Annotated in this window: 12 protein-coding genes; 5 read left to right on the top strand and 7 right to left on the bottom strand. The window is 66.8% G+C overall.

The genetic code is table 11. The features are described 5' to 3' along the window. The 3 genes from AO501_RS30140 to AO501_RS30130 all read right to left on the bottom strand — a co-directional run. A partial coding sequence (locus AO501_RS30140) for a PE family protein (RefSeq protein ID WP_197419973.1) occupies positions 1 to 434 on the bottom strand: 434 nt, incomplete at its 3' end. Between the two features lie 477 nt (positions 435 to 911). Then, complete coding sequence (locus AO501_RS30135; RefSeq protein ID WP_055581242.1) at positions 912 to 1,397, bottom strand: NUDIX domain-containing protein; 486 nt, start codon at positions 1,395 to 1,397, stop codon at positions 912 to 914. A 5-nt stretch (positions 1,398 to 1,402) separates the two neighbouring features. Continuing rightward, a complete protein-coding gene (locus tag AO501_RS30130; protein ID WP_055581241.1) occupies positions 1,403 to 2,773 on the bottom strand; it encodes a WS/DGAT/MGAT family O-acyltransferase in 1,371 nt (456 codons plus the stop codon). Positions 2,774 to 2,876: 103 nt separating this feature from the next. Between AO501_RS30130 and AO501_RS30125 the strand changes: the two genes are divergently transcribed. Then, a complete protein-coding gene (locus AO501_RS30125; RefSeq protein WP_055581246.1) occupies positions 2,877 to 3,917 on the top strand; it encodes an AraC family transcriptional regulator in 1,041 nt (346 codons plus the stop codon). Here AO501_RS30125 and AO501_RS30120 read toward each other — a convergent pair. Together AO501_RS30120 and AO501_RS30115 are read right to left on the bottom strand one after the other, a co-directional pair. Continuing rightward, the gene (locus tag AO501_RS30120; RefSeq protein WP_156452861.1) at positions 3,865 to 5,214 is read right to left on the bottom strand and encodes a WS/DGAT/MGAT family O-acyltransferase; all 1,350 of its coding nucleotides are present in this window, start codon (positions 5,212 to 5,214) and stop codon (positions 3,865 to 3,867) included. The genes AO501_RS30125 and AO501_RS30120 overlap by 53 nt on opposite strands. A 116-nt stretch (positions 5,215 to 5,330) precedes the next feature. Further along, complete coding sequence (locus tag AO501_RS30115; protein ID WP_231752660.1) at positions 5,331 to 5,636, bottom strand: hypothetical protein; 306 nt, start codon at positions 5,634 to 5,636, stop codon at positions 5,331 to 5,333. 265 nt (positions 5,637 to 5,901) lie between these two features. Here AO501_RS30115 and AO501_RS30110 point away from each other — a divergent pair, with 265 nt between their 5' ends. The 4 genes from AO501_RS30110 to AO501_RS30095 are packed head-to-tail and all read left to right on the top strand — an operon-like array spanning position 5,902 to position 8,814. Further along, a complete protein-coding gene (locus AO501_RS30110; RefSeq protein WP_055581238.1) occupies positions 5,902 to 6,960 on the top strand; it encodes a dihydrodipicolinate reductase in 1,059 nt (352 codons plus the stop codon). After that, on the top strand, positions 6,957 to 7,451 hold the full coding sequence (locus AO501_RS30105; protein ID WP_055581237.1) for a VOC family protein: 495 nt from the start codon (positions 6,957 to 6,959) through the stop codon (positions 7,449 to 7,451). Before AO501_RS30110 ends, AO501_RS30105 begins: the two co-directional genes overlap by 4 nt. Further along, positions 7,448 to 8,233, top strand: a complete 786-nt coding sequence (locus tag AO501_RS30100) for an SDR family NAD(P)-dependent oxidoreductase (protein WP_055581236.1) — start codon at positions 7,448 to 7,450, stop codon at positions 8,231 to 8,233. Before AO501_RS30105 ends, AO501_RS30100 begins: the two co-directional genes overlap by 4 nt. Continuing rightward, complete coding sequence (locus AO501_RS30095) at positions 8,221 to 8,814, top strand: TetR/AcrR family transcriptional regulator (RefSeq protein ID WP_055581245.1); 594 nt, start codon at positions 8,221 to 8,223, stop codon at positions 8,812 to 8,814. Before AO501_RS30100 ends, AO501_RS30095 begins: the two co-directional genes overlap by 13 nt. Here AO501_RS30095 and AO501_RS30090 read toward each other — a convergent pair. Both AO501_RS30090 and AO501_RS30085 read right to left on the bottom strand, forming a co-directional pair. Then, positions 8,783 to 9,778: a D-2-hydroxyacid dehydrogenase family protein gene (locus tag AO501_RS30090; RefSeq protein WP_055581235.1), complete on the bottom strand. Its 996-nt coding sequence runs from the start codon at positions 9,776 to 9,778 to the stop codon at positions 8,783 to 8,785. The genes AO501_RS30095 and AO501_RS30090 overlap by 32 nt on opposite strands. After that, positions 9,778 to 11,316 (bottom strand): carboxylesterase/lipase family protein, encoded by a 1,539-nt coding sequence (locus tag AO501_RS30085; RefSeq protein ID WP_063892956.1) that lies wholly within the window; start codon positions 11,314 to 11,316, stop codon positions 9,778 to 9,780. The genes AO501_RS30090 and AO501_RS30085 overlap by 1 nt, the downstream gene beginning before the upstream one ends. Positions 11,317 to 11,339 lie beyond the last annotated feature (23 nt).

Genomic DNA, 11,339 nt, shown 5'->3' with positions numbered 1-11,339 from the left:
CCGGACAGAATTCCCCCGTCACCGCCGTTCTGCCCAGTGCCGTCCACGCCATCAGCACCATTACCGGATATCGGACGACCGAACAGGAACTCCGTCGGCGCATTGACCAGACCCATTGCGTCGTTCACCAACGCCTGCAACGGCGACGCGTTGGTTGCCTCAGCGCGCGCATACGCCGCTTCACCCTCGCCCAGCGCCCACACCCAGCGGTCGTGAATCTGGGCCGTTCGCGCGGCGACCAACTGAAACTCCTGGCCGAACCCACCGAACAACCGGGCGATCGCCGCCGACACCTCGTCCTGGGCCGCCGCGGCGATGCCGATCGTCGAAGGCGCCGCCGACGCGGCAGCCGACCTGATCGACTCGCCGATCGCAGATAAATCCGTCGACGCTGCAGAAAGAGCTCCGGGAACTGCGACAAGGTACGACGACACGTGAACTCCCAAATAGTTGTATTCAAAAGGGGTGAACCGGCTGTGCAAACTGCACAGCGCTTTTGGTAAAAACTGTGCATTTTGTTGTGACCCGATATTCATCGCGCCACAGGCTCACAGTTATACAGGCCTCAGGCGGCTGATCCGCAGCAATGGGTAAAAAGCAGGTATCCGCTGACTCAAGTGTGCAATCTGCACAACTGTCGTGTGCACTGTGCCCAAATACAATCGGAAATCCGCCGATTCAATCATTCGGCGGTGCTGCCGGCACCGACCGGTGCCAGCGCCAAGTGCGTTCGGCGAAGCAATGTTTCGGTTCGCCGGGCGAGGACACCGCGGCCATTGGCAAATGCCAATGGCCGCTCAGTGCCGCTTAATAGTCAACCAAATCGTGTTGCTTTTAACTATTGCGACCAAGTACATGAACAACCGGAACAAAGCATTCGGTAGCCGCGAAACTCGACCCGTAAATTCCCGTCAGGGTCCCTCGCAGCAACCGGTCAAATCGGAGTGCGCCATCAGGCGATCCAGGAAAATTCGCTGACCCTTGAGCAGCTTGTCTCGTGCCTGCGCCACCGGAAACCAGTCGACGCGGTCCACTTCGGGAAATTCCCGCACGCGCCCCGAGCCGCGCGGCCATTCCATTTCGAAGGTGTTGCTGCGCGCTTCGGTGACGTCGAGGTCGGCTCGGACGGCGAAGGCCGTCACCACTTTCCCACTGGGCTGCTTCACCGGCCCGAAATCCAGTCGCGGCCCGTCGGGCGCCGGCAAACCCAATTCCTCGGCGAATTCGCGCCGCGCCGCCGCCCACGGATCGTCGCCGTCGCCGTACTCACCCTTCGGAATCGACCAGGCGCCGTCGTCCCTGCGCGCCCAGAACGGCCCGCCGGGATGTGCAATCAGCACCTCGACGACGCCGGCGCGGCAGCGGTACAGCAGCAGCCCCGCACTCAGTTTCGGCATGCCGGTCAGACTCCGACGGCCTGCTCCAGATCCTTCAGTGAGGTCTCCAGGTGAGCCAGTAACCGCTGCAGATGGGGCACGCTGCGGCGGCACCCGACGAGTCCGAAGTCCAGGTTGCCGGCATTGTTGACCAGGGTGATGTTCAGTGCCTGGCCGTCCGGGATATTGGACAGCGGGTAGCTGCCGTCGAGCTTGGCGCCGCCGTAGTAAAGCGGGTCACCCACTCCGGGCACATTCGAGATGACGATGTTGAACGGCGGCGGCACCGCCGAGAGGAAGCCCGGCACGCCCGCGAGCGTCAGCGGCGCCATGTTGAGCGCGGACAGCGCCAGCACCTGGTACGACGGCAATTCCGCGAGCACCTTCTTGTTGCGGCGCATGGAGTCTCCGATGATCTGCAGACGCTTCGCGGGGTCCTCGACATCGGTGGCCAGGTTGCACAAGATGCTGCCCACCTTGTTTCCGCCGCTGTCGGCGTCGGCTTCCGAGCGCAGGCTGACCGGCACCATGGCTACCAGCGGCGTGTCCGGCAACGCGTCTTGTTCGAGCAGGTAGTAGCGCAGCGCACCGGCGCACATCGCGAGCACCGCGTCGTTGACGGTCACGCCCGCGGCCGCTTTGACGCCCTTGATCCGGTCCAGCGACCAGGACTGCGCGGCACACCGGCGGGCGCCGCCGACCTTGACGTTCAACATCGTGTGCGGCGCGGCGAACGGCAGCGTCAACTGCTGCTCGAACAGCGCGGCCCGGGCCAGCTTGAGAGTCGAGGGGGCAACTCCCACAACCGATCCCGCCATCTTGACCAGAGCGCTCAGCGGGTTTGAGCCGCCGCCGGCCTCCGGCTTCGGCGCCCGGGGCGGTCGCGGCAGGTTCCACATCGCCTTCACGTGGCTGTCATCGGGATCCGTTGACATGGTCCGCTGCATCAACTTCACCGCCGAGACGCCGTCGATCAGGGCGTGGTGCATCTTCGTGTACATGGCGAAACGACCGTCGTTGAGGCCCTCGACGACGTGCAGCTCCCACAGCGGGCGGTGCCGGTCCAACAGGCTGGTGTGCAGCCGCGAGGTGAGCTCAAGCAGATCACGCACGCGCCCCGGCGACGGCAGGGCGGAGCGCCGAACGTGGTAGTCCATATCGACCTCGTCGTCATAGGCCCAGGCGACCCGGGCGATGCCGCCGCCGATGGTGGCCGGGTGCTTGCGGAACGTCGGCTGAAATTCGTCGTTGGCGACCAGCTTCTCGTAGAACTCCCGGACGAATTCCGGACCGGACCCCTCCGGTGGCTGGAACAACGACAGGCCGCCGACGTGCAACGGATGCTCCCGGGATTCGGTGAACAGAAACATCGAGTCGGTCGGCATCATCAGTTCCATGCCCGCTATTAGACCCTGAGATTCACATGCAAAGAAGGTGTTGTGGAAATCGGTGACGTTGGTCCCGCCGGTTCCCGGCGCCGGGCTGACACAATCACCAGACATGTCGGTGGTACGCGGGACCGCGCTCTCGGATTACCCGAGACTCGTCGCCGAGTTGGGTGGTGACCCGGCAGCCCTGCTGCGATCCACCGGTATCCGGGAACAGGATGTCGGCGACTATGAGGCGTTCATCCCGATCCGGGCTATCGTCCGGGCGTTGGAAACGGCCGCGGAGGCAACGGCCACACCGGATTTCGGTCGACGGCTGGCTGAAGGTCAGGGCATCGAGATCCTCGGGCCGGTCGGCGTGGCGGCCCGCACGGCGGCAACGGTGGCCGACGCACTGGCCATTTTCAGCACGTTCATGGCTGCATATAGTCCGGCGATCGTTGTGTCCATCGCCCCGTTGACCGACCCGGAGCGCTCATTCATCGCGCTCGAGTTCCTGCTCGACGAGGCGATCGCATGCCCACAGACCATGGAACTGGCACTGGGCGTCTCGCTCGGGGTGTTCCGCCTCCTGATGGGCGCGAACTTCGCCGGAGTCTCGGTACATCTCCCGCATGATCCACTCACTCCGAAAGCCGCTTATATCAAGTACTTCGGCGCGACGCCCTACTTTGCGCAACGCAGTGCCGGGTTCACCGTGCGCACGGCCGACCTGGCCCGCCCACTCAACCGCGACGATCTCGCCCACCGCGCCGTCGTCGACTACCTGAGCAGCATCACCCCGCTCGGCGCCGGGCCGGTGGAGTCGGTACGCACCATCGTGCGGCAGCTACTGCCCACCGGCGCGGCCACCCTGGACGTGGTGGCCGAGCAGTTCCATCTACATCCGAAGACGTTGCAGCGCAGGCTCGCCGGCCACGGCACCTCGTTCGCGGTCCTGGTCGACGAGGTACGCAAGGACATCGCCGACCGCTATCTGCGGACCACCAGCCTCAGCCTGACACACCTGGCCCGCGAACTCGGTTACGCGGAGCAGAGCGTGCTGTCGCGCTCGTCCCGGCGGTGGTTCGGGACGGGGCCGGCGTCCTACCGCAGCCAGGTCACAGGCCGACGGCCCGTTGCAGTTCCTTCAACGACGTCTCCAGGTGACTGAGCAATCGCTGCAGGTGTGGAATGCTGCGACGGCAGCCGACCAGCCCGAAGTCGAGACTATCCGCGGTGCTGGTCAGGGTGATGTTGAGCGCCTGCCCGTTCAGCGTCAGCGACATCGGGTAGTTGCCGACCAGACGCGCTCCGTTGAGGTACCGCGGCTCGCGCACCCCGGGCACGTTGGATATGCACACGTTGAACGGCGGCGGTGTGGCCCTGGCCAGGCCGGGCAGTGTGTTCAGCGCAGCGGGGCTCAACAGCAGCAGCGACAACGCCAGCGCCTGGGCACGCGGAAGCTGCGACAAGACCCGCTTGTTGTCGCGCATCGAGGTGTGAATCGCGTGCAGGCGCTCCGCCGGATCGTCGAGATGGGTGGCCAAGTTGCACAGCACCGCGCCAACCATGTTGCCGCCCAGCGTGTCTCGCTCGTTGCGCAAGCTGACCGGAACCATGGCGACCAACGGCGTATCGGGCAGCGCGTCGTACTCGTCGAGGTAGCCGCGCAGCGCACCGGCGCACATCGCCAGCACGACGTCGTTCAGGCTCACTCCCGCAACATCTTTGATCTCCCTGACCCGATCCAACTCCCAGGACTGCGCGGCACACCGGCGCGCTCCCCCGACGGCGACGTTGAGCATGCTGCGCGGCGCACCGAACGGCAGGGTGAGCTGTTGCTCCAAGAGCGCGGCGCGTGCCAGCCGCAGCGTCGACGGGCCCAGTCCCGCAACTGATCCCAGCGTGTCGCCGGCCTGACGCAGCAGGCCGCGGGATCGCTGCTGAGGGCGCGCGTGCCGCGGCACCGGGTTCCAAGCGGTGCGGAAGTCGGTGCTGTCGGGGTCGGTGTTCAGCGACCGGCGCATCAGCGTCAGGCCGGACACCCCGTCCACCAGCGCGTGGTGCATCTTGGAGTAGACCGCGAACCGCCCGTCCCGAAGTCCCTCGATCACGTGCGTCTCCCATAACGGGCGGTGCCGGTCTAGCAGGTTGGCATGCAGCCGTGAGGTGAGGTCGAGCAGGTCGCGGACCCGGCCCGGTGCGGGGAGGGCAGAACGGCGCACGTGGTAACTGAGGTCGACGTCGTCGTCCGTCGACCAACCGAGGTTGGTCAGCGCGCCATGGAAAGAACTGGGCCGCTTGCGAAACAGCGGAGCGACGTCGTCACACTCGAGCATCGCCCGGTGGGTCTCCCGCGCGAATCCGCGTGCCCTGCCTTTGGGCGGCTCGAACAGTTGCAGCGCACCGACGTGCAGCGGATGTTCCCGCGATTCGGCTGACAAGAACAGCGCGTCGACCGGTGACATCAATTCCATGGCGTGCTCCTCATGAGCACACTCTGCGGCAGCACGAGACCACGCGTCTTGACAGCAGAGGACAACTTTTTGACAGCTCAGGACACCTGGCCGAACCGAGGTGCCCGCTATCCGACCGGCGTGACCCCGGCGTTCGACAGGGTGAAGCCGCGACCCGACCCGACCGTGCAGGTGACGCCGTTCGTGTCCGATCGACACGTGAAGGGCCCGACGCCGGCACTCTGCCCGTAGCCGAGCACCGGGGTGCCCTGTCCGGCGTTGCCCAGGCAGGTCTCACCGGTGCACGTCTTGAACGTTCCGGCGGGGGTCATGCGGACCGACTGGGGCGGCGAATCAGACTGGCAGTACGCCTCGTCGGTGATCCCGCTGCCGCGCTGGAAGTTGAGCTCGCAACCGATGTTGCGCGAGGGCAATAAGAAGGAGCACCAGGTGGGAGTGCAGACCGGGTTATCAGCGACGGCCGGGGGCGCTGGAAGGCACGCGCCGACAATCAGCATTCCGAGCGTTGCGACTATCGCTCGACTCGATGCTCGATCCATGGTGGCCCCCCGACCCCGACGGCTGGTGCTTACGCAAACTAACAGGTCGTCGGGCCGCAGGTAGCGGCTTTCGAAAGATGCATCCTGACAGTTACTGTCACTAAGTCACGATCTGCCACCCTGCCATCCGGAGGTGCCGATGAGTAGCCCAGACAAGTTCCGTGTCATCCAGTGGGCAACGGGTGGCGTCGGCAAGGCCGCCATCGAATGCGTGCTGAACCATCCCGAGCTGGAACTGGCCGGCTGCCGCGTGCACAGCGCCGACAAGAACGGCGTCGATGTCGGGCACATCCTCGGCCGCGACGAGCTGGGCGTCACCGCCACCACCAGCGTCGACGACGTGCTGGCCATCGACGCCGACTGCGTGATGTACAGCCCGCTGGTGCCCAACGACGAAGAGGTCATCGCGATCCTGCGGTCCGGCAAGAACGTCGTGACCCCGGTCGGCTGGGTGTACCCCGACCTGGAGAATCCGCGCGTGCGGGCGATCGCCGACGCGGCGGTCGAGGCCGGGGTGACGCTGCACGGGTCGGGTATTCATCCAGGCGGCATCACGGAGCGTTTTCCGCTCATGGTGTCGTCGCTGTCCTCGGCGGTCACGCACGTCCGCGCCGAGGAGTTCTCCGACATCCGCACCTACAACGCACCCGACGTGGTACGCCACATCATGGGGTTCGGGGGGACCCCCGAGGAGGCGATGCAAGGTCCGATGGCAAGCCTGTTGGAAGCGGGCTTCAAGCAGTCAGTGCGAATGATCGCCGACCACATGGGTTTTCGTATCGAGCCCAACATCAGGACGATTCAGGACATCGCGGTCGCGACCGGCCACATCGACTACGAACCAATGACCATCGCCCCCGGGACGGTCGCCGCGCGCCGGTTCCGCTGGCAGGCGCTCCGCGACGGAGAACCGGTGATCACCGCGGCGGTCAACTGGCTGATGGGCGAAGACAACCTGGAACCGGCCTGGGAGTTCGGCGAGCAGGGCGAGCGTTTCGAAGTCGAGATCACCGGCGATCCCAGCGTCAGCCTGACCTTCAAGGGCTTGCAGCCGCAGACGATCGCCGAAGGGCTGCAACGCAATCCGGGGGTGGTCGCCACCGCCAACCACTGCGTCAACGCCATTCCCTACGTCGTCCCGGCCGAACCCGGCATCAAGACCTACCTGGATCTGCCGCTGATCGCCGGACGCGCATGACCGGCGTCGTCGGCGACGCAGCCTTCTGCCACCTCGTCATCGGCGTCACCGACATGGACCGCGCGCTGGCCTTCTACCGCGATGTGCTGGGCATGGAGGTCGTCTTCGAAAGTTTGATCTCCGGCGAGCCTTTCGACGCGGTCCTGCACGCGACGCGCAAGCAGGAGGGCCGGGTCGTCGGCGGCCTGCTGGGTGGGCTGATGATCGAACTGCTGTCACTGGGAGTCCAGCCGCGCGGACCGGCACATCGCGGGGTCACCGGCATTCACAATTTCGCGCTGTCGGTCCCCGACCTCAACGACACCCACCGCCGGCTTGCCGGGGCGGGGCATGCACCCGAGCAGGAACCCTTCGAAATCGGCGGAGTGCGAATGTTTTTCGTCAAGGACCCGGACGGGACCACGGTGGAGTTCATCGAACTTCCCGGCGGTGCGCGCAGCACCTACGAGATGCATCGCGGGGTGCCGCTGCGGCTGGGGCCGGCACGATGACGCTTTCCCGGAGTTACTCTCACCCGGAATCGCTGGGCGGGCTTGTCGCGATCGTCACCGGCGCCGCGCAGGGCGTCGGCAGGGGCGTGGCCGCAGCCCTGTTGGAGCGCGGCGCGGCGGTGCTGGTGGTCGACATCCTCGCCGAGAAGCTGGCCGCGACGGCTACGGAGCTCAAGCAGATCGGTCCGGTCGAGATGTTGGTCGCCGACCTGCGCGACCCGGACAGCGCGCCGCGGATCGCCGGAGCTGCCGTCGAGGCATTCGGCACCGTGCACGGACTGGTCAACAATGCGATCGCCACGAACGAGCCCAAGAGATTCGTCGACATCACCGTGGACGACCTGGCGCTCGGCTACGAAGTGGGCCCGCGCGCCACGTTCCTGCTCATGCAGGCGGTGCACCCGTTGATGGTCGGCGCCGGCGGCGGTTCGATCGTGAATCTGGGCTCGGGCACCGGAACCGGCGGCGAACCCAAGTGGGGCGGTTATGCGGCCGCCAAGGAGGGCATCCGTGGCCTGTCCAAGGTCGCTGCCCTGGAATGGGGACGCGACAACATCCGCGTCAACGTCATCTGTCCCTTCGCCGAATCCGACGGCGTCAAACTGTGGAAGCAGTACGCACCCGACGACTACGCCAAGGCGGTACGCCGCGTCCCGATGAAGCGGATCGGCGATGTCCGCACCGACGTCGGCGCGCTGGTGGCGTTCCTGCTCGGCCCCGACGCCACGTTCATCACCGGGCAGACCATCCACGTCGACGGCGGAATTGGCTGCTTCCGATGAACTTGCGCGACCGCCAGCGCGCGCAGATCCGCGCCGACATCCGGCGCGCGGCCTTCCGGTTGTTCGTGGAGCGCGGCTACGACACGGTGACGACTGAGGAGATCGCCACAGCCGCAGGCGTTTCACCGCGTACCTTTTTCCGGCACGTGCCGACCAAGGAAGAGTTGCTCCTCGGCCCCATCCGCCACGGCGGCGCGGAAGTGGTGAACCTGCTGGAGCAGCGTCCGGCCGGTGAGGCACCGGACGTCGCGCTGATCAACGCCATCATCACCCGGACACGGTCATTTGGGGACGTGGAGAGCGACGAGTGGCGAGAGGCGCTACTGGTGGCGCCGGGACTGCTCGGTAAGGTCACCCTCTACACGCCGGCCGACCGGGAACGGGCGGTCAAGCTGATCGCCGAGCGCATGGGCGCCGATCCCGACACCGATCTGCGCCCTGGTCTGCTGGTCCAACTCGGCTTCGCAGCAGGCGATTTCGCGTTCCAGCGGTGGATACGTCAATCAGGGAACTCGCTGGACCGGTACGTCACCGAAGCGCTGCAGGCGATCAGGAGTCCGTACTGGGGTTCGCGATCCTGACCGGCGCACCGTCCAGCCACGCCACGACGGCGTCGACGGTGTCAGCATAGAAAGCCCCCAGCATCTCCCGGGTGACATAACCGAGGTGAGGTGAGAGCGTCACAGTCGGCAGCGCACGCAGCGGGTGCCGCGCCGGAAGCGGTTCGGTGTCAAAGACATCGAGCCCCGCCCCGGCAATACGCCCGGCCCGCAGAGAGTCGATCAGTGCCGGCTCGTCGACGATCGGGCCACGAGAAGTGTTGATCAGGAAGGCGTTCGGCTTCATCAGGGCCAACTCGGCCGCGCCGATCAGGCCTCGCGTGCGTTCGGAGAGCACCAGGTGGATGGAGACGACGTCGGACTGGGCGAACAGCGCGTCCTTGTCGACCCGCCGCGCGTCGGCCGCCGCTGCCGCCTCGTCGGTGAGGTTCTGACTCCAAGCGATCACGTCCATTCCAAAGGTGTTGGCGTACTGTGCCATCCGTCGGCCGACCCGGCCGAGACCGAGCAGCCCCAGCGTCTTGCCGTGCAGCGTCATCCCCGTCGTCGTCTGCCACGCACCCTCGCGCATGCGCCGGTGCTCCTCGGCCAGGTTACGCACCGTCGCGATCATCAGGCCCCACGCCAGTTCCGGAGTGGCATCCCGGACAGCCGCGAACCTCGGATGGGCGAAGTTCGAATGCGCCACCAGGACGCCGTGTTCGGTGGCGGCCGCCATATCCAGGTTGGGCAGGCTCCGGCCGACGATGGTGATCAGTTTCAGGTTCGGCAGCCGCTCGATGAGGCTGCGGGGCAGCGCCATTCGCTCCCGCAGGGTGCACAGCACCTCGAATGGCCGTAGTTGCGCGGCGGCCTCGTCCTGCGTCAGGTGCCGGTCGAAAACGGTGATGTCGGCGCGCTCGCGCACCGGGGACCAGTCGGCGAGGTCGAGCGCGACGCTCGCGTAGTCGTCGAGAACCGCCACCTGGGGCCGGCGGTGGCCCATCATTGACCTTCCTGGTGGGCGGCCGGAAAACTCTGGCCCCGTTGCGGTCCCGCGTAATCCCGCCAGGCCGCCCACATGCTGCGGTGCAGGCCGGGAACGACATGCGGGTGCGGACCGTCGATGACGAGGGCGGCCCCGTCGTCGGAGTAGGACGGCCATCCCGGCGTGCCGGTGCGAACAAACTCGATCCAGCGCTGTTGCACGCTATCGCTCATGGAGCGATAGCGGCCGCGCTCGCCGAGTGTCAGCAGTTGCACTGCCGGTATCTCGGAGCCGAACACCAGTGGCACGTCGGTGGCGTGGATCGCACCCATACCGATGAGCCGCAACAGAAACGGCGCGTAATCGAGGCGGTAGAGGTAGGTCGGTGCATGGCGGGCGTGTCCCTCGGCCACCGCGACCATCGGCCGCACGAAGAAGCAGTCGCCGGCCAACCGGGTCAGCGCCGCGCGGCTCGGATAGTCCGGGTAATGGGCAAGCACCTGTGCCCGGGCCGCGGGATCGGTCGCGGCGAACATGCGGTCCACCCGGGCCGCCGTCGTCGGAACGATGTCGATGAACTGCCGTACCGGCCCCCAGCCCGCATGACCCAGCTCATTACGCATGGAACCGATGAGCAGTGGCACGCGCTCGGCACGGCCTTCGGTGATCGCCGTCGTCGGATCCTCGGGCAGGAAGTCGCCGTCGATGACCGGCGCCAACGACATCTGGCACGGAACTTCGCGTGCCGCCGCCAGCATCACCCTGATCGCCGCCGCGGTGATCGCCGTGGCCGGCGCGTCACGCAGCGTCGCGGCCGCAGTGTCTGCGTCGGCGCCGAGCGCCTCGACGCACCGGCGGGCGGTCGCGGCGGCCTGCTCCGGTGTGCGCACCGCATCGGGTACCGGACTTTGCGCAATGGCCCGGTGGAACAGGCCCCGGGAGGCCGGCAGCATGAGGTGGGTCAGGACGGCGCTCCCACCCGCGGACTGGCCCCACAGGGTGACGTTGCCGGGATCCCCGCCGAACGCCGCGATGTTGCGCCGGACCCACTGCAGCGCGGCCACCTGGTCGCGCAGTCCCAGGTTGGACTCGAAATCCGCTGCGTACCGCGAGAAATCGACGAACCCCAGGCCACCCAGCCGGTAGTTGATCGTGACCAGCACCACGCCGAACTTGGCCACCAGCGCCCTGGGGTCGTGCACCGGCAGAGCGGAGGTGCCTTCGAAATAGCCGCCGCCGTGAATGAACACCAGCACCGGGCGGGACGGTCCGCTCCGATCGGCGGGAGCACAGACGTTGAGCGTCAGGCAGTCCTCGTGCTGAACCTGGCGCTTCAGCAGGCCGAGCGGCGAACTGAGCCGGTGGGAATGCGCGGCGTAGCCGAACCTGGTCGCATCGAGCACGCCGGTCCACGGCGGGACGGGCTGCGGGGCCCGGAAGCGCCGCGGCCCGACGGGCGGGGCCGCATAAGGGACGGTGCGCCACAGGTCGACACCGCCGAAACGGCGCCCGCGCACGACGCCCGACTCCGCGGCTACTTCCGGAGCGCTTCCCATCGTCACCTCCCTGCCGTATCAGT

The organism is Mycobacterium gordonae, from assembly GCF_001417955.2.
GTDB lineage: Bacteria > Actinomycetota > Actinomycetes > Mycobacteriales > Mycobacteriaceae > Mycobacterium > Mycobacterium gordonae_B.
Note: the sequence above shows the minus strand (reverse complement) of the source record. Positions and strands in the feature narration are given on the sequence as shown.

Bases quoted from the DNA above. Each gene is read 5' to 3' on its own strand.
- AO501_RS30135 (WP_055581242.1), bottom strand. From the start codon at position 1,397: ATGCCGAAACTGAGTGCGGGGCTGCTGCTGTACCGCTGCCGCGCCGGC.
- AO501_RS30130 (WP_055581241.1), bottom strand. From the start codon at position 2,773: ATGGAACTGATGATGCCGACCGACTCGATGTTTCTGTTCACCGAATCC.
- AO501_RS30125 (WP_055581246.1), top strand. From the start codon at position 2,877: ATGTCGGTGGTACGCGGGACCGCGCTCTCGGATTACCCGAGACTCGTC.
- AO501_RS30120 (WP_156452861.1), bottom strand. From the start codon at position 5,214: ATGTCACCGGTCGACGCGCTGTTCTTGTCAGCCGAATCGCGGGAACAT.
- AO501_RS30110 (WP_055581238.1), top strand. From the start codon at position 5,902: ATGAGTAGCCCAGACAAGTTCCGTGTCATCCAGTGGGCAACGGGTGGC.
- AO501_RS30105 (WP_055581237.1), top strand. From the start codon at position 6,957: ATGACCGGCGTCGTCGGCGACGCAGCCTTCTGCCACCTCGTCATCGGC.
- AO501_RS30100 (WP_055581236.1), top strand. From the start codon at position 7,448: ATGACGCTTTCCCGGAGTTACTCTCACCCGGAATCGCTGGGCGGGCTT.
- AO501_RS30090 (WP_055581235.1), bottom strand. From the start codon at position 9,778: ATGGGCCACCGCCGGCCCCAGGTGGCGGTTCTCGACGACTACGCGAGC.
- AO501_RS30085 (WP_063892956.1), bottom strand. From the start codon at position 11,316: ATGGGAAGCGCTCCGGAAGTAGCCGCGGAGTCGGGCGTCGTGCGCGGG.